Source organism: Oxalobacteraceae sp. CFBP 8761, assembly GCA_014841595.1.
Classification (GTDB): domain Bacteria; phylum Pseudomonadota; class Gammaproteobacteria; order Burkholderiales; family Burkholderiaceae_D; genus Telluria.
In genome coordinates this window covers 1,049,199-1,075,388 of the sequence record JACYUE010000002.1, presented here as the reverse complement: position 1 = coordinate 1,075,388, position 26,190 = coordinate 1,049,199, and the positions used below count along the sequence as shown (strand labels likewise).

General features: G+C 62.9%; 28 protein-coding genes. 12 read left to right on the top strand and 16 right to left on the bottom strand.

What is annotated here, in order from left to right:
* The first annotated feature begins 35 nt into the window (after positions 1–35).
* The 4 genes from IFU00_17110 to IFU00_17095 are packed head-to-tail and all read left to right on the top strand — an operon-like array spanning position 36 to position 5,637.
* A complete protein-coding gene (locus tag IFU00_17110) occupies positions 36–1,328 on the top strand; it encodes a hypothetical protein (protein MBD8544005.1) in 1,293 nt (430 codons plus the stop codon).
* Between the two features lie 5 nt (positions 1,329–1,333).
* Complete coding sequence (locus IFU00_17105; GenBank protein ID MBD8544004.1) at positions 1,334–1,774, top strand: phosphate ABC transporter substrate-binding protein; 441 nt, start codon at positions 1,334–1,336, stop codon at positions 1,772–1,774.
* Between the two features lie 7 nt (positions 1,775–1,781).
* A complete protein-coding gene (locus IFU00_17100) occupies positions 1,782–4,541 on the top strand; it encodes an EAL domain-containing protein (protein MBD8544003.1) in 2,760 nt (919 codons plus the stop codon).
* Positions 4,542–4,587: 46 nt separating this feature from the next.
* Positions 4,588–5,637, top strand: a complete 1,050-nt coding sequence (locus IFU00_17095) for a GGDEF domain-containing protein (protein MBD8544002.1) — start codon at positions 4,588–4,590, stop codon at positions 5,635–5,637.
* Between the two features lie 10 nt (positions 5,638–5,647).
* Here the strand turns inward: IFU00_17095 and IFU00_17090 are convergent, their stop codons facing one another.
* From IFU00_17090 to IFU00_17070, 5 genes are all read right to left on the bottom strand, one after another.
* The gene (locus IFU00_17090; protein ID MBD8544001.1) at positions 5,648–6,244 is read right to left on the bottom strand and encodes a TIGR00730 family Rossman fold protein; all 597 of its coding nucleotides are present in this window, start codon (positions 6,242–6,244) and stop codon (positions 5,648–5,650) included.
* A gap of 11 nt (positions 6,245–6,255) precedes the next feature.
* Complete coding sequence (locus IFU00_17085; protein ID MBD8544000.1) at positions 6,256–6,951, bottom strand: TetR/AcrR family transcriptional regulator; 696 nt, start codon at positions 6,949–6,951, stop codon at positions 6,256–6,258.
* A gap of 89 nt (positions 6,952–7,040) precedes the next feature.
* Positions 7,041–7,898, bottom strand: coding sequence for a response regulator (locus IFU00_17080; protein MBD8543999.1), 858 nt, complete (start codon positions 7,896–7,898; stop codon positions 7,041–7,043).
* Positions 7,899–7,958: 60 nt separating this feature from the next.
* Positions 7,959–8,921: an alpha/beta fold hydrolase gene (locus tag IFU00_17075; protein ID MBD8543998.1), complete on the bottom strand. Its 963-nt coding sequence runs from the start codon at positions 8,919–8,921 to the stop codon at positions 7,959–7,961.
* A gap of 94 nt (positions 8,922–9,015) precedes the next feature.
* Positions 9,016–9,795 carry an RNA methyltransferase gene (locus tag IFU00_17070; protein ID MBD8543997.1) on the bottom strand — a complete coding sequence of 260 codons (780 nt, stop codon included), beginning with the start codon at positions 9,793–9,795 and terminating at the stop codon, positions 9,016–9,018.
* A gap of 181 nt (positions 9,796–9,976) precedes the next feature.
* Here IFU00_17070 and IFU00_17065 point away from each other — a divergent pair, with 181 nt between their 5' ends.
* The 4 genes from IFU00_17065 (at position 9,977) to IFU00_17050 (ending at position 14,433) form a co-directional block, all read left to right on the top strand.
* Positions 9,977–10,756: an inositol monophosphatase gene (locus IFU00_17065; protein ID MBD8543996.1), complete on the top strand. Its 780-nt coding sequence runs from the start codon at positions 9,977–9,979 to the stop codon at positions 10,754–10,756.
* 246 nt (positions 10,757–11,002) lie between these two features.
* Positions 11,003–12,373: a DEAD/DEAH box helicase gene (locus tag IFU00_17060; GenBank protein MBD8543995.1), complete on the top strand. Its 1,371-nt coding sequence runs from the start codon at positions 11,003–11,005 to the stop codon at positions 12,371–12,373.
* A gap of 546 nt (positions 12,374–12,919) precedes the next feature.
* Positions 12,920–13,759, top strand: coding sequence for a hypothetical protein (locus IFU00_17055; GenBank protein ID MBD8543994.1), 840 nt, complete (start codon positions 12,920–12,922; stop codon positions 13,757–13,759).
* A 236-nt stretch (positions 13,760–13,995) separates the two neighbouring features.
* Positions 13,996–14,433, top strand: coding sequence for a hypothetical protein (locus tag IFU00_17050; protein ID MBD8543993.1), 438 nt, complete (start codon positions 13,996–13,998; stop codon positions 14,431–14,433).
* Between the two features lie 53 nt (positions 14,434–14,486).
* Here IFU00_17050 and IFU00_17045 read toward each other — a convergent pair whose 3' ends face one another.
* The 4 genes from IFU00_17045 to IFU00_17030 form a co-directional block, all read right to left on the bottom strand.
* Complete coding sequence (locus IFU00_17045) at positions 14,487–15,041, bottom strand: hypothetical protein (protein MBD8543992.1); 555 nt, start codon at positions 15,039–15,041, stop codon at positions 14,487–14,489.
* A 114-nt stretch (positions 15,042–15,155) separates the two neighbouring features.
* Positions 15,156–16,043, bottom strand: coding sequence for a zinc-dependent peptidase (locus IFU00_17040; GenBank protein ID MBD8543991.1), 888 nt, complete (start codon positions 16,041–16,043; stop codon positions 15,156–15,158).
* 2 nt (positions 16,044–16,045) lie between these two features.
* Positions 16,046–16,792, bottom strand: coding sequence for a glutathione peroxidase (locus tag IFU00_17035; GenBank protein MBD8543990.1), 747 nt, complete (start codon positions 16,790–16,792; stop codon positions 16,046–16,048).
* Between the two features lie 216 nt (positions 16,793–17,008).
* Positions 17,009–17,617, bottom strand: a complete 609-nt coding sequence (locus IFU00_17030) for a winged helix-turn-helix transcriptional regulator (protein ID MBD8543989.1) — start codon at positions 17,615–17,617, stop codon at positions 17,009–17,011.
* Between the two features lie 526 nt (positions 17,618–18,143).
* Between IFU00_17030 and IFU00_17025 the strand changes: the two genes are divergently transcribed.
* On the top strand, positions 18,144–19,172 hold the full coding sequence (locus tag IFU00_17025; GenBank protein ID MBD8543988.1) for an OmpA family protein: 1,029 nt from the start codon (positions 18,144–18,146) through the stop codon (positions 19,170–19,172).
* A gap of 86 nt (positions 19,173–19,258) precedes the next feature.
* Positions 19,259–20,173, top strand: a complete 915-nt coding sequence (locus tag IFU00_17020) for a YihY/virulence factor BrkB family protein (protein MBD8543987.1) — start codon at positions 19,259–19,261, stop codon at positions 20,171–20,173.
* A 37-nt stretch (positions 20,174–20,210) separates the two neighbouring features.
* Here the strand turns inward: IFU00_17020 and IFU00_17015 are convergent, their stop codons facing one another.
* The 3 genes from IFU00_17015 to IFU00_17005 all read right to left on the bottom strand — a co-directional run bounded on the left by IFU00_17015 (position 20,211) and on the right by IFU00_17005 (position 22,458).
* On the bottom strand, positions 20,211–21,467 hold the full coding sequence (locus IFU00_17015; protein ID MBD8543986.1) for an AI-2E family transporter: 1,257 nt from the start codon (positions 21,465–21,467) through the stop codon (positions 20,211–20,213).
* A 45-nt stretch (positions 21,468–21,512) separates the two neighbouring features.
* Positions 21,513–21,827, bottom strand: coding sequence for a BON domain-containing protein (locus tag IFU00_17010; protein ID MBD8543985.1), 315 nt, complete (start codon positions 21,825–21,827; stop codon positions 21,513–21,515).
* Between the two features lie 79 nt (positions 21,828–21,906).
* On the bottom strand, positions 21,907–22,458 hold the full coding sequence (locus IFU00_17005; protein MBD8543984.1) for a hypothetical protein: 552 nt from the start codon (positions 22,456–22,458) through the stop codon (positions 21,907–21,909).
* 248 nt (positions 22,459–22,706) lie between these two features.
* Between IFU00_17005 and IFU00_17000 the strand changes: the two genes are divergently transcribed.
* Both IFU00_17000 and IFU00_16995 read left to right on the top strand, forming a co-directional pair.
* A complete protein-coding gene (locus tag IFU00_17000) occupies positions 22,707–23,165 on the top strand; it encodes a glycine zipper 2TM domain-containing protein (protein MBD8543983.1) in 459 nt (152 codons plus the stop codon).
* A gap of 123 nt (positions 23,166–23,288) precedes the next feature.
* The gene (locus IFU00_16995; GenBank protein MBD8543982.1) at positions 23,289–23,636 is read left to right on the top strand and encodes a hypothetical protein; all 348 of its coding nucleotides are present in this window, start codon (positions 23,289–23,291) and stop codon (positions 23,634–23,636) included.
* A gap of 28 nt (positions 23,637–23,664) precedes the next feature.
* Here IFU00_16995 and IFU00_16990 read toward each other — a convergent pair whose 3' ends face one another.
* From IFU00_16990 to IFU00_16975, 4 genes are all read right to left on the bottom strand, one after another.
* Positions 23,665–24,807: a DUF3616 domain-containing protein gene (locus tag IFU00_16990; protein MBD8543981.1), complete on the bottom strand. Its 1,143-nt coding sequence runs from the start codon at positions 24,805–24,807 to the stop codon at positions 23,665–23,667.
* A 201-nt stretch (positions 24,808–25,008) separates the two neighbouring features.
* Entirely contained in the window at positions 25,009–25,413 is a 405-nt protein-coding gene (locus IFU00_16985) for a hypothetical protein (protein ID MBD8543980.1), read from the bottom strand.
* Between the two features lie 23 nt (positions 25,414–25,436).
* Complete coding sequence (locus tag IFU00_16980) at positions 25,437–25,823, bottom strand: phage holin family protein (protein MBD8543979.1); 387 nt, start codon at positions 25,821–25,823, stop codon at positions 25,437–25,439.
* 13 nt (positions 25,824–25,836) lie between these two features.
* Positions 25,837–26,181, bottom strand: coding sequence for a DUF883 domain-containing protein (locus IFU00_16975; GenBank protein ID MBD8543978.1), 345 nt, complete (start codon positions 26,179–26,181; stop codon positions 25,837–25,839).
* Positions 26,182–26,190 lie beyond the last annotated feature (9 nt).

Below are 26,190 nucleotides of genomic sequence, written 5' to 3'. Positions count from 1 at the left end.
CACCGTACAGGCCCATGGCGCCAACATCACACCACATGCTTTCGCTCTATTTTCCCGGTACGCTATTGCCTGCCGTATTTGCCACTTGCGTGCTCGTCTGTACGCCGCTCCAGGCACAGGCGCAGGCACAAGAAGACGCACAGGCCGCCGACCCGGCGCCTGACACGGCCGCAGCTCCCATGTGGAAGCTGTCCGGCTTCGGCACGCTCGGCGTCGTCCATTCGAACAGCCGCGAGGCCGATTTCAGCTCGTCGATCCTGCGCGCCAGCGGCGCCGGTGTGTCCGGTTCGTGGAGCCCGGATGTCGATAGCCGCCTCGGCGCCCAGCTCGACGTCAGCCAGGGCGCCTGGTCGGGCGTGCTGCAGGTAATCAGCGAGCAGCGCCTGAATGGCAGCTACCATCCGCGCATCGAATGGGCCAATATCAAGTACCAGATGACGCCCGACCTCGCCGTGCGCGTCGGCCGTATCGCACTGCCCGTCTTTCTCGGCGCTGAATCGCGCAAGGTTGGCTACACCATTCCGTGGGTGCGCACGCCGGTCGAAGTCTATGGCGCATTGCCGATTTCAAGCAGCGACGGGGTCGACGCGACCTGGCGCTGGAATGCGGGCGCCGTGCGTCACGCAACGCAGGTGTTTTCTGGCAGCACCGACCAGGACCTGGGCTTCGGTCTGCAAATCGACGCCGAAAACATCCTGGGCCTGTCGCACAGCATCGACTATGGCCCCCTGACCGTGCGCCTGTCGGCGGCGCGCGCCCGCCTGAACACCGACATCGCCGCCGACCTGTTCGCTGGCTTGCGCATGTTCGGCCCCCGCGGCCAGATGCTGGCCGAGCGCTACGCCATCGTCGACAAGCGCGTCTCGATGATCAGCGCCGGCGCGAGCTACGACCCTGGGGCCTGGTTCGTCACCGCCGAAACGGGACGCACCCGCACCGACTCGCTGCTCGGTGGCGGCACGTCAGTCTATGTCGGCGCCGGCTGGCGCCAGGGCGCATTCACGCCCTACGTCGGCTACGCGCAGATCCGCGCCGACGTGGCGACGTCCGACCCCGGCCTGTCACTGGAAGGCCTGCCCCCGCCGGTCGCCGCCGGCGCCGCCCAGATCAACGGCGCGCTGAACACGCTGCTGGCGACGATTCCGATCCAGACCACCTGGAGCACCGGCGTGCGCTGGGACGTCGCCGCCGACATCGCCCTCAAGCTGCAGTTCGAGAGCGTGCGGCCGCGCGGCGGCTCGCGCGGCACCCTGATCAATTCCACGCCTGCGTTTCGTTCGGATCGCACGACTAACGTGACCAGCATTGCGCTGGACTTTGTCTTTTGACGCCGATGAAAACACGCCTCGGTACTTATTCCCGCCACATGCTGGCCCTGTGCACGCTGTGCTTCGTCGCCACGAGCGCGTCGGCCGAACTGGTCGTCATCGTCTCGAGCCGCAACCCGAACCCGGTGCTCAACGCCGAACAGGTCAGCGCCATCTTCCTCGGCCAGACGGGCCGCTTCCCGGATGGCGCAGCCGCCGTCGCCATCGACCAGGGGCTGGGCGCGGCGCAGCGCGACCTGTTCTATCGCCAGCTCACCGGCAAGACCCCGGCGCTGCTCAAGGCCCACTGGTCCAAGATGGTGTTCACCGGCCGCGGCCAGCCGCCGCGCGAAGCCGCAAGCGACGCCGCCGTGCGCCGCATGGTGGCTGACAACCCGTCGATGATCGGCTATATCGAGCGCGCTGCGCTCGACCCGTCCGTACGCCCGGTGCTGGTGCTGCAGTGAGCACGCCATGAACATGATCGCGCGTTCCAGCGGGGCGTCGCTCACAAGCGACGGCGAGCCGGCGGCAGGCGCGCGGCGCACGCGCGGCCTGCTCGCACGCTGGCTTGGTCTGGCGCTCGAAACACACATCTCGCTGCCCCTGTTCGCGCTGGCGCTGCTGGGCGCAATGTGGTTCGGGACCCTGCACGTCATCGAATCGGAGCGCCGCGCCGCCGTCGCGGCCACGCGCGATGCAACTCAGGAACTGCTCGACACCTATGAAGCGCAACTGGCGCGCAGCCTGAGCGCGATCGACCAGACCCTGCGCGTGCTGAAGTACGCGGTCGAACAGAATGGCCCGACCGGCGCCCTGCCCGCGCTCGAAGCCAAGGGCCTGCTGCCGCCCGGCCTCGTGTTCCAGGTCGAGATCAGCGACGCCAGCGGACACATCGTCGCCAGCAATCCCGCGTCGAAGAAGCATGACCTGGCACGCACCGCGTGGTTCGAATTTCATCGCCAGACCCGCGACGACGTGCCGTTCGTCAGCCTGACCAGCCTGAGCGAAGCCTCAAGGGAACCGACCGTCCACTTTTCGCGCCGCATCAACGATGCGGCCGGGCGCTTCTCCGGCGTGGCCGTCGTCGCGCTCGACCCGGCCTATTTCACCAGCGGCTATGAGCGCTCGCGCCAGGGCGATCGTGGCCTGCTCGGCATGGCGGGCACCGACGGCGTGCTGCGCGCGTTGCGCGTGGGCGAAACGGTGTCGTGGGGCCAGCGCTTCGTGTCGGGCGCAAACGGCGGCGTGGCGGCCGGCACGAGCGCGCACGGCGCACCCGTGCTCGAGTCCGAGGCCCGCACCGTCGCCAGCCGTCCGATGAACAGCTTCCCGCTAGTCGCGGTGGCCGGCCTGTCCGAAGCCGAACAGATGGCCGATTTCTATCAGGGCCGGCGCGCCTGGCTGCTTGGCGCAGGCGCGGCCAGTGCGCTCTTGATTGCCGTCGTGATCCTGGTCAGCGCGTGGTCATGGCAGCTGGCCAAGGCGCGCCGGCGCGAACGGCTGGCGCAGGAAACCTACGCCGCCGCATCCGAAGCCAGTCCCGACGCCTTCTTCGTGCTGCGCACCGTATTCGGTCCGCGCGGCGACGTGCGTGATTTCGTGGTTGCCACCACCAACAGCCGCGCCGAGCGCTTCACCAGCCTGACCAAGCAGCAGATGGCAGCCAAGCCGATCTCGGGCCTGCTGCCACCGTCGATCAGTCAATCCGTCTTCGACGACCTGTCGGCGGTGGCGCGCGACGGCATTGCGCGCGAAACGGAGTGGCAGGCGCAGACCCTGCCCCAGCCTGGTGTCTGGCTGCACCGCCAGGCGGTGGCGGTAGAGGATGGCGTCGTCGTGATCGTGCGCGACATCACCGAGCGCAAGATGGGCGAGCAGCGCATCCGCCATCTGGCGCACCACGACGACCTGACCGGCCTGCCCAACCGCAGCCTGCTGCGCGAGCGCCTGGGCCAGGCGATCGTCACTGCCGCCGAAGCGGGCCGCGCGGTCGGCCTGGCCTTCATCGACCTCGATGGCTTCAAGCTGGTCAACGACACGCTGGGCCACAACGCCGGCGACGAACTGCTCAAGGTGGTCGGCGCGCGCATGCATCGCTGCCTGCGGAGCGACGATACGCTGGCGCGCTTTGGCGGCGACGAATTCGTGATCCTGCTGCCGGACCTCGCGGGCGACCCGATGGCGATCGCGCCGCTGCTCGAGCGGGTGCGTGAAGCCGTCACCGAGCCGGTGCTGGTCGAGGGCCAGGAAGTGCAGGTCAGCTGCAGCGTCGGCGTGACGTTCTACCCGCGCGACGGCGCCAGCGCCAACGCCCTCATGATGCACGCCGACGTGGCCATGTACCGCGCCAAGGAACTGGGCAGCAACAACGTCCAGTACTACGTCAGCGAAATGAACGAGAGCGTCGACGAAAAGCTCGTGCTGCTCGAAGGCCTGCGCGCGGCGATCGACACCTGCGCCGAAGACTATCCGGGCCCGTGCCAGTTCCAGCTGTTGTACCAGCCCAAGGTCGACCTGCGCACGAATTGCCTGTTCGGCGTCGAGGCGCTGATCCGCTGGCACCACCCCGAGCAGGGCCTGGTCTCGCCGCTGCGTTTCATCGGCCTGGCCGAAGAGAGTGGCCTGATCGTGCAGATCGGCGACTGGGTGCTGCGTACCGCCTGCGCCCAGGCCCAGGCCTGGCGCACGGCTGGCCTGCCCCCGGTCAGCGTGTCGGTGAATGTCTCGGCGCGCCAGTTCGAAGACAAGCGCCTCGTCGAACGCGTTGCCGAGGCGCTGCGCGCCAGCGGCCTGCCGGCCGACGGCCTCGAAGTCGAGGTCACCGAAAGCCTGATCATGCGCGACCTGGGCCGCTCGGTCGACAAGATGCGCGAGCTCGAAGCAATGGGCGTTGCACTGTCGATCGACGATTTCGGCACCGGCTACTCGAGCCTGTCGGCGCTCAAGTCGTTCCCGATCAGCCGCCTCAAGATCGACAAATCATTCGTCGCCGACCTGGCCGACTCGCCCGACGACCAGGCGATCGCGATGGCCGTCATTTCGCTTGGCCACAAGCTCGATCTGCGCGTGATTGCCGAAGGCGTCGAGACCGAGCAGCAGCGCGACTTCCTGCGCGCCAACGACTGCGACGAAATGCAGGGTTACCTGTTCAGCCGGCCGCTCCCGGCAAGCGACATCGCACGCCTGCTCGCAGGCAGCGCAGGAGACGCGCATGACCCCTGCGCCAAGTAGTACCGATAGCACCGATAGCACCGCTGCGCCGGCTTATCCGGCGCTCATGCTGCGCCGCATGCGCAACTACTGGATCGCCACTGCCATGCTGTATGTGGCGACCATGGGCCTGCTGGCGGCGCAGGTCGGGGCCGGCTACACACCGCGCGGCCCCGCGCTGGTGCTGAGCATCATCGCCGCATGCGGCACGCTCGCGTTCTACGCCCTGATCCATTTCAGCACGCGACTGAAGATCGCGCCCGACATGCTGGCCGCGCTGCAATCTCTGTTCGCGATCGGCTGCGTCATTGCGGGCTATGCGATCGCTGGCCCGCTGCGCGCCTCACTCCTGAGCATGCTGGTGGTGGCCATCGCCTTCTGCACGTTCGCCATGCACCCGCGGCGCGCACTGCTGCTGGCCGGTGCCGCGCTGGCCGGCATGGCCGGCATCATGTGGTATTTGCAGGCAATCGATCCCCTGGGCCACCCGCCCGCCGTCGAAGCGATGAGCTTCGGCTACCTGGCCGCGGCATTGCTGGCGACCACGCTGCTGGCCAGCGAAATGACCAAGCTGCGCCGGCGCATGAAGGCCAGCAGGCAGGAGCTGCTGGCCGCCCTCGACACCATCCGTACGCTTGCCACCGTCGACGAATTGACGTCGCTGGCCAACCGCCGCCACATGAACGAGTTGCTGGGCGCCGAAGAACGCCGCTCGGCGTCCTTTGCCAGCTGCGTGGCGCTGCTCGACCTCGACCTGTTCAAGGAAGTAAACGACCAGTATGGGCACGCCGTGGGCGACGCCGTGCTGCGCGGCTTTGCCGGCGCAGCGCATGGCGCGCTGCGCGAGCGCGACACGCTGGCACGCTGGGGCGGCGAAGAATTTCTGCTGCTGCTGCCGGACGCCACGCCGCAGGCAGCGCGCCAGGTACTGGAACGCATCGTCACGCGCGTGCATGCGCTGCAAATCGACGGCGTGACGCTGGCGCGGCGGATCAGCTTTTCGGCCGGCCTGGCCGAACGGCGCGATGGCGAACCATTCATGGAAGCGATCAGCCGCGCCGACAAGGCGCTGTACCGGGCCAAGGCGGCGGGACGCGACCGGATCGAAGTCGCCTAGTTTTTCAGCGCTAGCCTTTTAATTCGTCGGCCGCCGCCGCTGGCAGGCTCGACTCCAGCACGACGGGCACCACCGCGCGCAAGCGCTGGATCAGCACGTCGGGATCGCTGTCGGCGATCATCAGGTCTTCGTGCTCGGGCCGCACGAACCCTTCGGCTACCTGGTGGCCCACGAAGGTACGCAGGCCGTCGTAGAAACCGTTCACGTTCAACAGGCCGATCGGCTTGGCGTGGATGCCCAGCTGGGCCCAGGTCACCATCTCGAACAGCTCTTCGAGCGTGCCCATCCCGCCCGGCATGGCGATAAAACCTTCGGACAGGTCGGCCATCATCGCTTTGCGCTCGTGCATGTCCTTGACGACGAACAGGCGCGTGAGGCCAGCGTGGCCCACTTCGCGTTCGACCAGGGCGCGGGGGATGACGCCGGTGGCTTCGCCGCCCAGGCGCAGCACTTCATCGGCGATCACGCCCATCAGGCCGACCTTGCCGCCGCCATAGACAAGGCTGATATTGTGGTCGACCATGGCGCGCGCCAGCAGGCGCGCGGCATCGGCGTGGGCAGGGTTGACGCCACGTGCGGCGCCGCAGTAGACAGCAAGGGTTTTCATCGTGTGCATTTTCAAAGGAAGTCGGCGCCGGGTCTGGCGTCGGCCGACAGTTTTTTCAGATAGTCGTCAGACAGCTTCTCGAACAGGACGCGCGTTTCGCCATTCAGGTAGGGCCCGACCATCGACAGCACCTGGTAGCAGCCGCGCGCGAGCGCATCGGCAATCGCCTGCTGCTCGCTGTACTTGCGCGGGTTACGCACGTATTCGAACGACAGCCAGTAGGTTGCCACGACCACCATATTGGTTGCCATGGCGCCGATCTGCTGGTCGGACGCGTCGAGCGAGCCTTCGCTGCGCAAGTCTTCGCACAGCTGGCGCGCGACCTTGATCTTGTGCGCGTGGATCGCCTTGAAGTGCAGTTCGAGCTTGCGGTTGCGCGACAGCAAATCGTTCAGGTCGCGGTAGAAGAAGCGGTAGCGCCAGATCAGCTTGAACATGTGGTGCAGGTACAGCCACACGTCTTCCATGTTCGAGCGGCGCCCGGCCGGCACCGTCAGGATGCGCTCGATCTCCGCCTCGAACTGGACGAAGATCGAATTGACGATGTCGTCCTTGTTACGGAAATGGTAGTACAGATTGCCGGGCGAGATATTCATCTCCTCGGCAATGACGGTGGTCGTGATGTTGGGCTCGCCGAACTCGTTGAACAGCCTGAGCGAGAGCTCCAGGATGCGTTCACGGGTCCGGCGCGGTGCTTTTTGTTGCATGTAGGCCGCTGTTCGTGTTTGTTCCCGCAAGGATATCATCGAACGGTCGTTCTATCGAGCAATCTGCCGGTTGACCGGGCCGGAACTGCTTACCCAGTTCGGCGCGAACTCTGCAAGCGGAACGCTTCGTCGAGCTGCTCGCGCAGCGCCCGTGCGCCAAGCGGCTTGATGTAATGGCCGTCGGCCACGCCGCTCTTGATGGCGGCTTCGATGTCGGTCAGGTCGGGCTGACCCGACAGCATCAGGCGTACCGTCTTCGGATAGCGCACTGCCGCCTCGGCCAGCACTTCGGTACCGCGCATGCCGGGCATGGCCTGGTCGCACAGGATCACTTCGACCGGCTCATGCGACAGCACCTGGAGCGCTTCTTCGCCCGAGCAGGCGCTGAGCACCCGGTACGGCTGGCCGATCAGCATGTCGTTGAGCACCCCGAGCATGAAGCGGTCGTCGTCGACCAGCAGCAGCGTGCGTGCATCGGCGGCCGGTGTGGTGGCGGCCTCGGTTGACGCGGTTGCCGGCGTTGACTGGATTTGAGCCGGGGCCGGCGGCGTGGCGATTGCCGGCACCGGCGCAGACGCCGGCGTGGGGGTCAGAAAAGCTTCGAGCTCCGCGACGAAGCTTTCGGGTTCGATCGGCTTGCTGATATAACCATCGAAGCCGGCGGCCAGCACTTTTTCACGGTCGCCCGTCATTGCCAGCGCGGTCACGGCCAGGATCGGCACGCCGGCCAGCGCCGGGTCGCCTTTGAGCTCGGCGAGCACGGCAAACCCGTCCATCCCGGGCAGATTCACGTCGCAGGCGATCAGGTCGGGGCGCTCGCTGCGCGCAGCGGCCACGCCGCGGGGGCCATCGGCCGCGCTCAATGGCGCGTGGCCATAGGCGCTGAGCAGGAACGACATCAGTTCGATGTTCGCCGGGTTGTCTTCGATGATCAGGATGCGCGCCACTGGGTGCTCCAAAGGATGCGTTATTGATATCACTGTACCACGCGCGGGCGCGGGGTGGATTCACGCAGCGCCGTGTAAAACAGGTGGCAGCGGACAGGCCGTTGGCACGCGTCCGATCTCGTCCATGACAAGCGCCAGCACGCGCCGGTTGCGGCCCAGCGCCACGTGACCGACACCGCCGATGTCGATGTTGCGCGCGCCAGTCAGGTACCCCGACGTCTGGGGCGCCACGATATTGTCGTGATGCGTGTAGATCGACGTGATGCGCCCGCGCGTGGCAGCATCTTCGTGCGCGGCAAGCTCGCTCAGCCACGCGCAGGCGGGGCCGTCGGTGCCCGCCCGCCGCATCTGCGCCGCGTTGATGCCGATCCCGAACGCAGCAAGGCATGTGCCGTGATGCGGCGTGCCGAGGGTGATGACGCGCGCCGCCTGCGCACTGCCATGCCGGCGCAGCCAGGCGCGCGCGGCCAGGCCACCCATGCTGTGGCCGACGATGATGACCTGCTGCGCACCGGCCGCGCGCCGCAACCTGGTTGCGCCCTCTTCGATCGGATCGGCAAAGCCGTCGATGTCGCCGGTGAGCGGCTCCAGGTCGAGTGTGGCATGGCTGATGCCCGCCGCGTCCAGCCGCGCCGCCAGGTGCATCCAATAGCCGCTGTTGCAACCATAACCGTGCAGCAGCAGGACGGGCGGCGTGCTGCTGCCAGGATGGATGCGCGTGCGGGGCCGCGCGCGCGGCATGTGCCAGGAACTGGCCAGCATGCTGGCGCCAAACTCTTCGCCGAACATCCGCAACGCGGGGGCCACCCCGATCCGGTGTTCGGGCGGCGTCGGGCTGGCAGCGCGCCGGCTCATCACAAAATTGTTCGCGTTGATCGCCAGGCGCACGAGGATCACGCTCCCTAGGCCGATGGCAACGGCTTGCCACGGCCCGGCGCCGGCCCGGGCGGCGGCCGCGCCGATGGCGCAGGCGACCAGCACCTGCACGAGCAGGACGAGGCGCAGCAGCTGGCGCGAACTCATGCCGGCACCTTGTCTGAACGGCTGGCGCGGTATGAGCGCGAAGCAATGCGGTGGGTGTCCATGACGCGAGTATAGGCTGGCTGCAGCGACAGCATCAACGGGGTGGCGCGTCCTTCAGGATCGCGCGGGCGATGCCGCGCAGGATGTTGACTTCTTCAAGCTCCAGACCACCGCGCGCGAACATGCGCTTGATGCGCGGCATGAGCTTTTTCGGGTTGTCGGCATTCAAAAAGCCGATGGCGACCAGGGCCTGTTCGAGGTGCGCATACATGCCGTCGATCTGCGTCACGCTGGCAGCGTCGCCCTGGAAGCCGACGCCACGGGTAGCGGGCGCGCCGCTGACAGAGGCCATGCGCGCCTCATAGGCCAGCACCTGGGCCGCCTGCGACAGGTTCAGCGAGGAATAGTCGGGATTGGCCGGGATGTTGATCAGCACATTGCAGCGCTCGACGATGTCGTTCGGCAGCCCCACGCGCTCGTTGCCGAACACGATGGCGGCGCGCAGCTCGGGCGCCGCGCCGGCATGTTCGGCGAACGCGCGCGGGGTCCAGACAGGGGGCGAGAATTCGCGCAATCTGGCCGATACGGCGGCGGCGAAGTTGCAGCCGTCAAGGGCCGCGCCGATATCGGGCACGACCCGTGCGTTGTTCAGCACATCCCCCGCGCCACTGGCAAAGGCAACCGCTTCCGGATCGTTGACGAAGTCGGCACACTTCGGCGTGACCAGCACCAGATCGGTAAAGCCCATCGTTTTCATCGCACGCGCGACCGAACCGATGTTGCCGGCGCGGCTCGTTTCGACGAGGACGAAACGCAAACGGCCGAACAGTGGCGGCGGGCTGAAAGAAGAAGTGTCGGTTTGGGTCGGGTTCATTTACAATAGCGACCATCGCGTGGTGCGGACGGTTTTACGGTAGCAGGGGCAAGCCCCGGATTGTAACGGGTTCCAGCGCCACCCTGCTCTTTAATCACTCTTCAATAGCTGATCGTTCACGGCGCCCCATCGGTGCGTGAGTGGGCGTTCGCGTTCTTACGGAAAAGCCTCCATGCACCCAATGCTCAACACGGCCATCAAGGCCGCCCGCCGCGCCGCCACCGTCATCAACCGTGCGTCCTTCGACATCGACCGCATCGTCGTTTCGGAAAAGCAACACAACGATTTCGTCACCGACGTCGACCAGGCGGCGGAGCATGAAATCGTCGAAACGCTGCTCAAGGCGTATCCGGGCCATGCCATTCTGGCCGAGGAAAGCGGTGCATCAGCCAATCTGAATGACGAGAGTGAAAACGTGTGGATCATCGACCCGATCGATGGCACCACCAACTTCCTGCACGGCTATCCCAACTATTGCATCTCGATTGCGCTCAAGCAGCGCGGCGTGATCACGAACGGCCTGGTCTACGACCCGGTCCGCAACGACCTGTTCACCGCCACCAAGGGCGGCGGCGCCTACCTCAACGACAAGCGTATCCGCGTGCGCAGCACCGAGCGGATCGGCCGCGCCCTGCTGTCGTCGGGCCACGGTCCGGATCCACGCGCGCTGGCTGAATACCTGCGCATGTACGAAGTCGTCGCCTCGCGCAGCCATGGCGTGCGCAGCGGCGGTTCGGCAGCACTGGAACTGGCCAACGTGGCCGCTGGCCGCATCGACGGCTTCTTTGAAAAAAACCTGAAGATCTGGGACATCGCGGCTGGCGCCCTGCTGGTGACGGAAGCTGGCGGCATCGTCGGCGAATTCAGCGGCGAGTCCGATTACCTGATCAAGGGTGACGTGATCGCCGCCGGTCCGAAGGTTTTCGGCGCGCTTGTCCCGCTGTTGTCGCCTTTCGCGTAAAATACACGTTGTAACAGTCAGGCCACTCGCAGGCAGTGCTTGCCAGTGGCCTGTGCTTTTGTACAAAACGTTACAGAGTTCTGCGTCAAATACTTTCTACAGTGAAATACACTTCACTATAATCCCTGCTAGCCGCCTGTGCGGCAGCGTCCGGGCGCCCGCTAGCTTGCGCGCCTGCATCGATCAATCCGATTCCAGGACTGCCGCCATGCATGGCGACGGGCCGCTTTTTTACTGAAAAAATCTATGTCATTTTCTTCACTTGGTCTCTCTGACGCGATCGTGCGCGCGGTAACCGAACAAGGCTATACCGCCCCGACCCCGATCCAGAGCCAGGCCATTCCAACCGTGCTGAACGGCGGCGATCTGCTCGCCGGCGCCCAGACCGGCACCGGCAAGACGGCTGGCTTCACGCTGCCGATCCTGCATCGCCTGTCGAACGACACGATCGGCGCAGCGCAGAAAAACAAGACCTCGCCACGCGTGATCCGCGCGCTGGTGCTGACCCCGACCCGCGAACTCGCGGCCCAGGTCGAGGAAAGCGTGCGCCTGTATGGCACGTACACGAACCTGAATTCGGCCGTGATCTTTGGCGGCGTCGGCATCAATCCACAGATCAAGCTGCTCAAGCATGGCGTCGACATCCTCGTCGCCACGCCGGGCCGCCTGCTGGATCACGCTGGCCAGGGCACCGTTGACCTGTCGAAGGTCGAAATCCTGATCCTGGACGAAGCCGACCGCATGCTGGACATGGGCTTCATCCACGACATCCGCAAAGTGCTGGCACTGCTGCCGGCCAAGCGCCAGAACCTGCTGTTCTCGGCCACGTTCTCGGAAGAGATCAAGACGCTGGCCGATCGCCTGCTGAACAACCCGCAGATGATCGAAGTGGCGCGCCGCAACTCGACCGTCGAAGTCATCGCACAGAAGATCCACCCGGTCGACCGCGACAAGAAGCACCCGCTGCTATCGCACCTGATCAAGGCGAACAACTGGACGCAGGTGCTGGTCTTCACGCGCACCAAGCACGGCGCCAACAAGCTGGTCGAGCAGCTGGGCAAGGACAGCATCGGCGCGATGGCGATCCACGGCAACAAGAGCCAGTCGGCGCGTACCAAGGCGCTGGCCGAGTTCAAGGACGGCAGCCTGCAAGTGCTGGTCGCCACCGACATCGCCGCGCGCGGCATCGACATCGACCAGTTGCCACACGTGGTGAATTACGACCTGCCAAACATCCCGGAAGACTACGTCCACCGCATCGGCCGTACGGGCCGTGCCGGCGCGACGGGTGAAGCGGTGTCGCTGGTCTGCGTTGACGAACACCAGATGTTGAAAGACATCGAGAAGCTGATCAAGCAAACGCTGCCGCGTGAAGTCATCGAGGGCTTCGAGCCGGACATGAACGCCAAGCCACAACCAATCCAGCTGCGCAGCGGCGCCCCAGGCCACACCGGCCGCGGCGGTCGTCCGGGCGGTGGCAACGGCGGCGGCCGTGGCAATGGCGGTGGTGGTGGTAACGGCGGCGGCGGCAACAAGCCCCGCGCCCCCGGCGGCGCCCCCGCAGCCGCAAAACGCAGCGGCCCGAGCCCCGCCTCAGCAGTACGCCGCGACCGCTAACCCAATCAGGGTCAGAGTCGAATTATCGAGAAACTTTGTCACACCACTCGCTCATTCGATGTCACCCAAAGGTTAATATCGCCAGAGCTCTTACTCAACAATGAGGGTCAGAGTCGAATTGTTTGACAACTTTAAAAGTTGTCATTTAATTCGACTCTGACCCTCATTTTTTTTGTTGCCGCTGATTCCCAAAATTGCGAAAACTTCGGCGATCAATGTTCGCTAGAAAATTGATTGCTCAGCTCGCGCCTTTTTATTTCCACCTAGATGTTTTTGGCGTTGTATTTAATGAGGGTCAGCGTCGAATTATTGAGTAACATCGTGGAATCAATTCACCAGAAGATTCTTGCATTACCAATTTCCTCAATTTCAATTACTTAACAATTAGGGTCAGAGTCGAATTGTTTGATAACTTTTAAAGTTGTCAGTTAATTCGACTCTGACCCTCATTTTTATTTTGGTGGGGTTAACGGGTGGATATTGAGGTATCACAAAGTTGTGTGGCAGGTGGGTGGGAAGAATGGGATTTTGGGAGCGGGAGGTGGTATGACGCGCAGGGCGCTGGTGCTGGTGGGGCTGCTGGTGGCCGGGTGTGCTTCTACGGGACACGTCAGCTTGGGTGAGGTGCGGGAATTTGCGGATGCGTCGGCCAGGCTCGGCGGATATGCAGAATTGTCGCGGCGGTATCGGGACACCTATGAGCGCGAGTTGCCGTATCTGTCGCCGCAGGCCGAGCGCGTGGCGCGCGATACCGATGCCCGGCGACGGGCGGTGTTCGATGACTTTGTGGCGATTCAGAAGACACTCGTCCTGTACATGCAAACGCTGAGTTTGCTGGCAGGCGATGGCCGGTACGAGTTGTCCGGGCGCGTCGATGATCTGGGAAGCGGCCTCAAGGCGATGACCGATTCGGGCTTGAAGCAGCGACATGTGGCGGCCTATACGGGGATGACCCGACTGCTGACACGGGTGATCGCATCCCGCTACCAGAACCGCAGCGTTGACACGATGGTGCGCGATGGGAATGCCGATGTGCAGACGCTGATCGACGCCATGATTGTCCTCACGCGCATCTATGAAAAGGCCCATGAGAACGAGCAGAAGACCGTGCTGGGCCTTTTCAATGCCGAAATCCCGATGGCCAACCGCAATGCCGATCGCATGCTGGTAACGCTGGCCAAGGTGCATCTGCAAAACAAAACAGCCGAGTACAGGCTGATCGACCGCCGTTACAAGCTGGCACAGCAGGGTTTGACCAAGGTGGCTCTGGGCCACCAGAAAATGCGCGAGAACATGGATAAGCTCAGCAGCGAAGAGACGCGCCGCATGCTGGCGGGCTATGTTCACGACCTGAATCTGATCCGCGACGCTCTCAGCGGCGAATAATGGGGAATATCATGGCGACATTTTCACACAGCAATCCCGCCCCGGCAGCCGACGCCGAGATCACGCCAACATCGACCGATCTGCTCCAGCCGGCGGGATCGGCCCTGCCAAACCAACCATCGACGCCCGACACATTCGTCACCACGGTGGCGCCTGGTACGCCACCCGCGGCGCAGCATGCTGCCGCAACCGGGCCCGATGCGGACGGCGTCGCTCGGGCCAATGCGCTATCGAACATGGAACACGTCGTTGACCTGGCCGACAGTGTGGTCTGTATCGCCGATGACCTGCACGAACGTATTCTGCAGGAGATTGCAAGTTACAACGGTCGCACCATGCCGGATGCGCAGAAGGCCCTGCTGCGCGCGTTGACAGACGATGAGCTCTTGCTGCGCCAGTATGCCCATGCGCTGTACGCCAACGCCACCACGTTCGTCATCCACGATCTGGCCCAGCCACAACATCGGCTAATGGCCCTGACGGCAGAGGCGGCAGAAAAAATCCGCCGCATCGGTGTCATTGGCGAAGTTACCGGGCTCGTAGGCGGGATTCTGTTATTGGTCGGCAGCATCGCCAGGGGCCAGTTTTCGCAAGTGGGCGCTGCGCTGGAGAAAATACAGCTTCACAACGCCGCACTCAAGACGCTCAAACCGGGTTCGCCGACAAAAACCTGAATCCTGCCGGGTGCAGATACGCAAGCGGCGTCAGCCGAACCCCACTGACCCGCTCAGGCAATCACGTCCGGCAGACTCGACGGATCGAAATCGGCCCAGTCACCAGCCACGATATTGCCCTGCGCACGCTCGATATGATGTGCGCCGAGTCCACGCAGCAAGTCAACGGCGCGGGCTTCCAGCGCGGGATCGGTGAACGCGACCGCCACCAGCATGCCGGCCGTGCGCGGCGCTACTGCGTTTTCGCCGCCCTCCTCGGGTTCGCCCCGGTCTTTCATCTTCGAGAAGCTGAACAGCGAACCGATATGCCCGCCCACGAGCCCGCCAACGATCGGTCCAATCGGCCCGGTGATCGGCGACGTGGCCGCACCGACTGCCACGCCAACCGCACCGCCCGTCGCCATGCCCTGGACGACGCCTTCGGGCGTGTCCTTCGCACCGGGCGACTGCAAATTGTCGCCGCCAATGGGCGTCATATCGTGCTGACCCGGCTGGCTCAGGTAAAAGCCGCTGATGCGATCTGCTTCAAAACCAGCGTCAACCAGTGCGCTGCGCGCGCGGTCGACGTCGTCCTGAAGCTGGAAACGTCCTGCAATGATCATAGACATGGGCAAGTTCTCCTGGATAGAGAGACCAGCATGCGCTCGCGGCAGTGCCCCATCTGTACGGCGACGCACGCACCCTGTCACAGGCGATCGCTATCGATCTGACGGCTTCAGCGTTCAGCGCCACTGCCCATAGACCACGCCATACTGCGGCGGTTCCTCCACCGGGGCAGGCGGTGTGCTTTGCCATTGACGTGGATCGATCCTGTAATACTTGAGAAATTCATCGTACAACGCGGGATGGCGCGCGGCGAGCTGGTGCGGTTGCTCGAAGAAGCTTTCCGTGGCGACGGCGAAAAATTCAGCCGGATTGGTGGCGCCGTAATGGTCGAGCACACCCTGCTTGCCCCACATGGCATCGTGCCGCAAGTTCGCGTAATCGCGCGACAGCACTTCGGACCAACTACGGTAACGCTCGCTACTGCCCAGATACGGCGCACCATTGGTGTTGCCGGACTCGCTGTCGAGCTGATGCGCAAACTCGTGCAACACGACGTTGTGGCCAGACGCATCCAGAGTATCACCGCGCCGCACATGATCCCACGACAGGATGACGCGCCCATCGCCCCACGATTCACCCAGCAAGTCCTGCCGCTCTTCGGTCACCACGCCGGATGCGTCGATCTGCTTGCGCGGCGCCAGGAATGCTCCCGGGTAGACCAGCACCATCTCGAGCGTCGGATAACTGACCGGTTTTGCATCGCCGCCGACACGACCCAGCAGCAGCAAGCACGCCTGGCCTGCAATGGTCACGCGCATCTCGTCGGTCAACTCGAGACCGGCGCAGCCGACGAACTTTTTTTCATGCAGAAAATGCTGGACCATCCGCGCCAGTTGTTGGCGCTGCAGATCGTCCATGCGACTGTATTGCATGACATTACGGGCGAGGATCGCCACATGCTCTTCCGGCAGCGGCCGGGATATCGCGCGGCGCAAGCGCCATTTGGGCACCAGCCAGGCGGCCAGGATAACGGCGCCCAGCACCCCGACAGCAAGCGTTTCCATCATCAGGTCCGTTTGGCGAGCCAGGCCTGCACGTCGTCAGCGCCGCCGATCAATTCACCACCAACGAAAATTTGTGGCCACGTCATCCGGCCGCTGATGCCGCGCAAGACGATCGAATTGATCTTCTGGTCTTCGGAAATGTCGGTGAAATGGATGTCCTGTTCCTGCAATGCTTGCCGTGCGCGCGCGCAATGCGGGCAACCGGGCCGCGAAAACATGACCACCGGCTCTGGCACCTGGGCCTGTGGCGCAACGTAGTCAAGCATCGTGTCGGCGTCCGACACCTCGAACGGATCACCTTCCTTGTCAGCCTCGATGAAAATCTTGTCGATCACGCCGTCGCGCACGAGCATCGAATAGCGCCACGAGCGGCTGCCGAAACCGAGGTCGCGCTTGTCGACCAGCATGCCCATGCCGGTCGTAAAGTCACCATTGCCGTCCGGGATAACCGTGATGTTGGCGGCGTCCTGCCCTGCTTTCCACTGATTCATGACGAAGGCGTCATTGACCGAAATACAGAGCACCTCATCGACACCATGCGAGCGCAGCACGGGCGCCAGCTCGTTATAGCGCGGCAGATGGGTCGAGGAACAGGTTGGCGTAAATGCGCCGGGCAGCGAAAAGACCACCACGGTGCGGCCCTTGAACAATTCATCGGACGTCACATCGCGCCACTGATCGTCGGGGCGCGCCTTGAACGTCACCTTGGGTACGGGTTTGCCTTCCAGCGATTCGGCACTCGGTAACATCGATACTCCTATCTGGTTGATTGTGCATCGCGCAAATACAGCGACATGGCACGTCAGTTGAGGACTATTGATTTGTTTTCAACACACACCATGCAAAAAACGCGGCCCAAAAAACAAAACCGCGCAAAGTGCGCGGCAAAGGACGACAGCGTTCGTCAGGACCGTGGCCAGTGCGGGTCTCGACCGCACCAGCCCGGGGGGCGCAACTGCGGCGCCTTACTTGACTGCAGGTTGGCCTGGTGGCGGGCCGAACAGTGCTGCTACGAGTGGATCGCGTGCCACAGGGCTGCGATTGACGCGGATGGCATAGTGGGTGTCATCGGCCAGGATGTGGAAGTGACGACCGCTGCCAGCCATGTTCTGCTCGCGCAGGCCCGGACGCTCCTTGCGTGGGGCGACGCCTTCGCGCTTTGGCTGGCAGATCGCTGCCAGGAACGCCTTGACGCGGTCTGGGTCTGGCGAAATCTGGTACACGGCCTTGCCCAGATAGGTAGCGGTGCCTTCGATGTAGCGGGCCAACTCGATCACGCCGGCTTCGCGCAGATCGCGGATATACTTGCGGGCGCCGGACGGCGAAAACTTGAGGAACCAGGCGATCTCATCGGCCAGCATTTCATGGCTCGAGAGTTCGTTGATCAGCTTTTGCATGTTTTCAATGCGGCGCTGGGTGGCAGACGTCGAACGCACGCGCTCGATCGGGGCCAAAGAAATCGGTGCGCGCTCGGTTGGCTGTGGTGGGACGCGTTCAATCAGCGCCGAATTGCCGGAGGTGTGCACTGCGCCGGTCTCGCTATGTACCGCGTTGTGCTGTGTCGTTGCATGCATATTGATTAGCTCCAATAGAGAGTGAGACTGTGTGGTCCGGGTCGCTGTGTGTCGTGTGACACCCTGACAACATCTCGGTTCCGCTTAACTAGCCTCAAGATTGCCTGCATCAGACACCATGGTCTGTGCGCCATCCAACATTCGACAAGATTCCTGAAAGCACCATGGTGCAGGGCACAAAAACATGTTGTTTTGGCGCCGCTGGTGGAATTCTTGGCAATCTTGTAAACTCTCTAAGACATGACAACGCTGCCGCATCATGTCATCTGCACAAGCAACACTATACCTGCATGACTGCAACATGACATTCTGCAGTGCGCACCCTCCTCATCCGCAACATGACAGCGTCGTTACAGTTAGTTTCACCTTAGAAATGTGCGAATTTGATCACTGTTGTAAAATCGCACAGCGTTTTTGCATTAGGTGCGGTAGCGCACCGAGGATTCGGAACTGGCACTGTTAAGCTTTATCCAACTTAGCTGCTGACGCATGCTTTGTCATCAATTTTAACCAACGGGAGTTACCTGTGAACAACACCAAGAAAATCGCCCTGGCTGCAGCACTGCTGTGCGCATCCGGCGCCACCCTCGCGCAAGAGATCAACCCATCGTGGTATATCCAGCCTAGCGTGAACCACGTTAAGCCAGATGCAGACTTCGGCGTTGATGACCGCGACACGGGTGGCGGCCTGAAGTTCGGTAAGGCGGTCAGTCAGAACTGGGACATCCAGGTCGGCGCCAGCCAGACCCGTTTCGAACAGGGTCGCAGCGAATACCGCCAGACCCTGCTCGGCGCAGACGCTCTGCTGATGCTGAGCCGTGAGCGTTTCCGTCCATTCATCCTGTTCGGTCTGGGTGTTGAGCGTGACAAGGTCAACAATCCACTGCGTAACGTCGAGAAAAACTCGCCGTACGGCACCGTTGGTATCGGTTTCCAGGCAAGCCTGACCCCGCAATGGTCGCTGCAAGCTGACCTGCGCACCGTGCGTGGCTTCCTGCGTGATGACGAACTGTTCGGCTTCAAGCGCAGCAACAACAAAATGCTGACCGTCGGCGTGAACTACGCGTTCAACCCACCACCAGCAGCACCAATGCCAGCACCGGCACCAGTGGTCGAAGCACCAGCTCCAGCACCTGAGCCAGTCGCACCGCCACCACCACCAGCACCACGCTTCCAGAAAGTCACCCTCGAAGCGACCAAGATGTTCGCCTTCGACAAGGCTGTCGTGATCACCCCAGCACCTAAGCTGGACGAAATCGCTGCTGCCCTGCAAGCTGACACCAGCGTCACCAACGTCGAAATCACCGGCTACACCGACCGTCTGGGTTCGGAGTCGTACAACCAGAAGCTGTCGGAGCGTCGCGCCATGGCCGTGCGTGAGTATCTGATCGGCAAAGGCATCGACGGTAACCGTCTGCGCGCTATCGGCAAGGGCGAAGCTAACCCAGTCGTCGAGTGCAACCAGAAAGGCCGCGCTCAGCTGATCGCTTGCCTGGAACCTAACCGTCGCGTCGAAGTCGACCAGATCACGGTTGAAGTCCCAGTCCAGCGTTAATACCTGAAGCTGTCACCGCCGCATGTCGGTGGTGACCATGCGAGATCGAGGGGGCTTCGGCCCCCTTTTCTTTTGGAGAAGCGGTTATGGCAGTGAATAAATGGTTCCCGTACACGCACCAAATCTACCAGGTACTGCGCGCTGCAGTCATGGATTGGATCGATCACCGGGCGTCCAGCAAAGGGGCTGCGCTGGCGTTCTATACGTTGTTTTCGCTGGCACCAATCCTGGTGCTCGTGATTGCCGTTGCCGGTTTTTTCTACGGTGCGGAAGCGGCTCAAGGGCAATTGCTCAATGAATTGCGCGGTCTTGTCGGTGTCCAGGGCGCCGATACCATCCAGGCCATCCTGGCCGGTGCGCAAAACAAGGAAACGGGCATGTTTGCCACAATCGTGGCCACATTGCTGCTGATCGTCGGTGCGACGACCGTGTTTTCAGAACTCAAGGACAGCCTGGATGAAATCTGGAACCTGCCGGCGCCACCGAATGGCGGCATATGGAACCTGATCCGCACCCGCCTGCTGTCATTTGGCGTGATTCTGGTGCTGGGTTTCCTGCTGATGGTCTCACTGGTGATCAGCGCCGCCACAACGGTGGCTGAGAAATTTATCAGCGGTATGTGGCAAGACGCCGCGATCGTCATTGGCTGGATTGCTTCGGGCCTGGGCTTCCTGGTCATCGCCACCCTGTTCGGCGTGATCTACAAGCTGCTCCCTCGCGTCAAACTGTCGTGGCAAGACGTGGCCATCGGCGCGCTTGGCACGGCGGCAATGTTCACGCTGGGGAAGTTCGGGATTGGCCTGTACATCGGCAACAGCGGTACCACCGACAGCTTCGGCGCCGCCGGTTCGCTGATCGCCTTGCTGCTGTGGGTTTATTACTCAGCGCAGATCTTTTTCCTGGGCGCAGAATTCGCGCGCCAGTATGCGTTGCAGATGGGTAGCTTGCGTAACAAGCCAAAGTCGGTAACGGGCGTGGACCCGAAACCGAAGGCGGAATAACGTTGTACCCTGGAGGTCGGCGGCCTGGCTGCCGACCTTATTCTCCCAGCAGTTCCGATACGACTTCCATCCCCTCGACGCGCTCGGCCACGACCTTGAGCACCATCACGAGCGGCACCCCCAGCAGCAAGCCCCAGACACCCCAGAGCCAGCCCCAGAACAGCAGGCTGACGAAGACCGCCGCCGGATTCATGCGCGCGATCTTGCCGGTCATCCAGGTTGCTACGACCATGCCGACCAGTGTCGCGATGCCAAGCGATGCGCCCGCCACCAGCGTGACCATGCCCACGGTTTCAAACTGCAGGAACGCGGCCATGCCAGTGGCGACCGTAATCACGAGCGGCCCAAAATACGGCATCAGGTGCGCCACGCCGGCAAACGCCGCCCACGCGCCGGCGTTTTCCAGACCGATCGCGCGCAGCGTGCCCCACATCAGCAGCGCCAGCAGGACGTTGGTCACCAGCAGCATGAACATATAGCTTTGGATCGACGTATTGATGTCGTCCAGGATATGGACCGTGACTTTCTTGCGCGACAGCGAAGGCCCCGTCAGCTTGACGAGCTTGCGCTTGAACGTGTCGCCCGCCAGCAGCAGGAAGAACACGAGAAAGATCACCATCGTGGCCTGCGACATGAACGCCGCCAGGCTCATCGAGCCGGCCAGCACCCAGTCCATGACGCGAATTGGCGAGCTCGACGACGCATCACCGGCATTCTGGCGCCGCTGCTGCGTGACGCGACGGGCGTCCGAGCCGACATTGCTGGCGGCGCGCTCGATCTCGGCGGCGGCCGCCTGCATCTGCTGCAGCGTCGAACGTTCGCCTGTCGTATTCGACAGGATGCGCGTGACTTTCGATGTCAGCGTCGGCAGATCGTCGATGATATTGAAGAATTCACCCTGCAGCCGGTACACGGTGCCAGCCATCGCGCCCACGATCACGACGGTGACCAGTGTGGCGCCGACGATGCGGCGGATATGCCAGCGCTCGAGCCAGCGTACGACAGGATTGAGGGTATACGCGATCAGAATGCCGAGCAAAAGCGGCACGAAGAATTTTTGCGCCCATTGGAGCGCGAAGACAAAAGCGATGGTAGCGAGGACGCCGAGCGCGAGGCCGCGGGCGTTGACGTGCAGTGGTACGCGTAGCGCACCGATGTGAAGGGCGAGATCGTCGCCGGTGGAACGCACCTCGGGATGGAGGGCGTCACCGTTGCTGCTTGGGGGCAAAGCCCCCGGGGCGGCAGTATCAGGCGGGGTTGCCGGCATGGCCGGATCAGATTGAGCTAGCTGCATATGTGTGCCTGAACAAAAGACCGGGCCGCCCCGGCGATCCGACTATTATTTCACGCGGATGTCGTTCTTGACTGCGGTGACGCCTTTGACGCCACGTGCGATCTCGACAGCGCGCTGTGCGTCGCGTGCATCAGCAACGAAGCCCGACAGCTGAACGTCGCCCTTGAACGTTTCGACGTTGACTTCACGTGCTTTCACGTTAGGGTCGTTGATCAGGGCAGCCTTGACCTTGGTGGTGATCACTGCGTCGTCGACGTATTCGCCGGTGCTGGCTTGCTTGTTGGTCGACGAGCAACCGACAGCGGTGATGGCGACGGTAGCGAAGATGGCAGCGGAGATGATGCTTTTAGCGATTTTCATGATGGCTCCTAATAATGATCATGTTTAAAACTTACCCTTGCGGGCGGATTGCGCGGCGCCGGCAAGCCGGCCCGCAGGTTTATTTGCCGTACGCCGTCCGGGCGGTGCTCACGCACCCGTCCTTGACGGCGCCGGCGAAGGCATCGCACTTCTGCAGTGCGACGCGATATTCAGCTTCGATCTTGACGTCATTGGCATCCAGACGCGCTTCGATCGCCTTGCGGTCGGCCCGGGCATCAGCCTGGAGCGCAACCAGTGTCGCCTTGGCCTGGGCCAGGCAGACTTCGCGGTCGTTACCCACCAATGCGCCACAGCGCGTCTTGTCGCGTTCATGAAACGCGGTCGCGATGCGCATGCGTGCCTGGGTATAGGCCGCGAGCGTGTTCTTGTGGGCTGCCGTCGCCTCTTCTTCGATCCGGACCCGTGCCGCACGGGCATCGGCAACGCAGATTTCGTGCGGCACACCGGCCACGGTGTCACACCTGGCCTTGGCCGCATCGTACCCAGCTTCGGCAGTGTCCATCGCGTATTGATAAGCGGCCTTCGCATCCTGGCCTGCGCCTTGCGCCAGAGCCGGAGTAGTCCAGGCCATGGCAACAGCGAGCAGGAACATCACATGCGGAGTCTTCATTATTTTTGTTCACCATTTGTCAACACTGGCGCCATCTTTACATGCAGTACACTGGCCTTCTGTACGCTGGCGAACACAAGACGCAGAGTAATGGGCTGTGTCACGCAAACAACGCTCATTGCCGGACATATTCACCGCCCCGTGGCCAGATGTCGGACCTGTTGGCAAAACAAGATGGGTGCGGCAACGCACAGACCCCCTTCTCCAGCGTGTCTATTCTGAGTAAAACCTTTTGTCAGGAGAACAATATGAATGCAAACCGTAAACTTATCGCTATCGTCCTCGCTACCGGCGCCCTGCTCACCGGTTGCGCCAGCAACAGCCAGCAGCCATTCGGCGGCGGCTACAACAATGCCAGCAGCAGTGCCTCGGCCGGCTACGGCGTGATCGATTCGATCCAGGTTGCGCAAGGTGAAAACCGCACCAGCGGCGCTGGCGCCATCCTGGGCGGCGTGGTGGGTGCACTGGCCGGCAATCAGATCGGTAGCGGCAGTGGCCGTACTGCAGCCACCGTGGCTGCCGGTGTTGCCGGCGCTGCGCTGGGTAACAACGTCGAAAAAAACCGCAATGCACAGGGTCCTGAGCAATACCAGATCAATGTCCGCATGGACAACGGCGAATACCGCGCCGTGATGCAGGACAGCGTCTACGATCTGCGTGTGGGCAACCGCGTTCGCATCGTTGACGGCCGCGTGTACCGTTACTGATCTACAGATCGACCCGGCACCACCGGAGCAGGAGCGGAGATCGGGCATACGCCCGCTTCCGCTTCTGCTTCTGCTTCCGCTTCGTCAGAACGACCATCTTCCGCACCGCTTCTGGAGACCATCATGGCCCACGTCATTCGCTCCGCCACCACTTGCCTGCTTGCGCTCGCAACTTCCCTCACCTGCCTGACTGCTGCCGCGCAATCGACGCCGGCCACGGGTGGCGACGCCAATGTCAGTCAGGTCGCCGCCCGTCAGCAAGCCCAGGAAATTGCCAATGGCGATCCAGCGCGCTGGTACCGCAACGATTCCGAGCAGCAGACGCTGCGCAAGGAACTGCGCGCGGCATTGCAGGAAGCGCAGAACGCTTGCAAGCAACAGCCTGCCGCCGATCGCAAGGCCTGTGTGGCAGAAGCACGTGCAACGTTCCAGCGTGATTCCGCGCTGCTGGCCAAGGCGCCATCGAACTGACGCAGAAGTCAGCCAGCGCCTGCTGGTCTCAGCGCTTTTTCTTGCGCGACGGTAGCGGATACACATCCGCCACCAGCGTACTCTCCCCGATCTGCCGGCTCGGCGACGCCGAATCGTGCACCACCAGCAAACCCTCATCGGCCCCATCGCGACTGGCGAACAGCGCGATGCCTTCCGGGTGATCCACGCCCTGCCCGAACGGCAGGTTCAGCACGTGCTCCAGTGCCTCGGCAGAGACGACCGTTTCGCCGTCCGGCTCGGCGCCACCGACCCACCGGAACAGCGTCACGGGGCCGTCCAGATCCATCGTCGGCCCGGCCAGGATCAGCAGATCCCTGCCCTGCTTGCACAGGTCGCGAATGCCCAGTCCGCCCAGGTCGAGGAAATGCTTGCGGTACAGGTTGCCATCCGCGTCGAGCGGCGCCAGGCGCAGCGAACCCGGTGTCTCATCGTCGACTGGGGCCACTTCGATAATGGTGGCCCAGCCCCGTAGCACCGGCCCGCGCAGGCCCAGCAGCACATGCTTGCCCGCCAGCGCGATGCCCTCGATATCGAAGCCGTTGTCCTTGCCGGGAATGGCCAGAAACGGGCCGATGTGCTCGTCCTGCCTGAGCTGCGCCGTCAGTTCGTTGCCATGCGCATCGCCGCGCAGCAGCGCGGCAGTGCGGCGCTTGCCCTTGTGCTCGACTTCCTTGAGCAAGGTAGGCACGCCATCCTGTTCGCCCATTGGAATACGGCCCAGCAGATAGCGGTTACCGTCAGCACTGACCGTCGCCAGGCGCTTGTGCGTGCGCTTGTTGCCATCGAGCGGGTCGGGCTTTTTGCGCCGCAGGCTGTGCGAGCCCGTGACCCACATATACTTGCCGTCGCAGGCCAGGCCTTCGACATCGGCTTCATTGATGCGGCCTTTCTCGATGTCGAATGCCGGCAGCGGCAGGTCGAAGAAATCGTGCAGCGCAAATTGATGGTGCTCACGCGCAAAGCTGCTCTGGCCGCGGCTGTCTTCTTCCACCAGTGTCAAACGCTCGATGCTGACGGACTCATCGTTTGCCAGCCACAGCGTCTTGCCCATGCGCAGCGCCACCGACAGGCCATTGCGCAACTCCTTGTCGGGACTAAGGTCATCGCGTTCGGGATGGAATTCGAGCAGGACAATATTTGAGGGATGCATGCGATTCTCGTGGTGAAGGGATGGGTGCAGCATACTGGATGGGCAAGCAGGCAGGACAAAAAAAGACGGCGTCCAACTTGCGATTGGAACGCCGTTCAAGCCCCACCATAGCCGGTACAGCGTACTACCCTGTAGCGTCATTCGTGATCGTTACATCGTGTGCCGACGCTCGAAGGCGCCAGCACCGGTTCATACGCATACTCATGCTTCCTTGGCTTCCTTGGCTGCCTTGGCCTTGCGGGTGCGCCGGCGGTTCAGGTACCAGCCCAGGATGCCCACGCCGACTGCAGCGCCCGCTGCCTGCTTGCCCATACGACGCTGGCGCACGAAGTTTACAGCGGTCATGGCATACGGCAGCAGCATCGACACATTGGTGCCGGTCGGCTTGAGCAGCGCGTCGGCCCTGGTGCGCAGCGCCACGGTCGTGTGGTCAAAGGCCGAGCGCAGCATGACCTCAGGCTTGATGCCATGCTGGATGCTGGCCTTGGCATGGGCCACGCCAGCGCGGAAGAACTCGCCTTCACGCAGCAGTTCCTGCTTGCGCTTTGCCGGGTCCAGGCTGTGTTGGTGACCGGCCAACCCGGTCGTCTCGTCGTGTTTGTGCATGTTGGCCTCTTTGGGTGCGCCGCTCACAGCAGCATCTCGCGATCGTTTTTCAGTTCTTTCATCGTGGCAGGGAAGCCAAGCTTGTTCTGCTTGATCAGCGCCATGCCCTTGGCCACGAGAATGGCCGTGATCAGTGCAAACACGGCGAACATGATCAACAGGATGGTCCAGCCCATCGATTCCCATGCCAGCGCAACGATGGTCATTGCACCGAAGGCGATGGCAAACCAGACCGCCAGCGCGGCCACGGCAAAGATGGCCACCAGCTCGATGACGTGATTGCGGATGTCGGCCAACTCCAGCGCGGCGAGTTCGACGCGCGAGACGGCCAGACCGAACAGGCTCTTGAAGAGACTGGAAATGCCGGCGAATACGCCGGGGTTATGCACGACTGCTTCTTCTTTATCCACGTAGCCCCCAACCTTAATGTTTGCGGCTAAGTAGCACGCCGATGAGCACGCCGACACCTGCCGCTACTGCCACGATGCGCCACGGATTGTCCTTGACGTAGACATCAGCGGTATGAACCAGTTCCTTGCCCTTGACCACGGCCTGGGTCGGGACCAGGCTGGCGCCGCCCAGGACGGTGTCAAGCAGCGCCATGCCGCGCTCGCGCAGCTCTTCGGCTTTCTCGCCGGTGAGCGATGCGGCGGCGGTCAGCATCGACTGTGCGTCACGTACCAGGGCCTTCATGTCGGACTGGGTGGCATAGGTGCTGCCGCTGATCGGGTGCATGCTGCCGTTGCTGTTGCGGGAAGTGTCTAGCATGTTCTACTC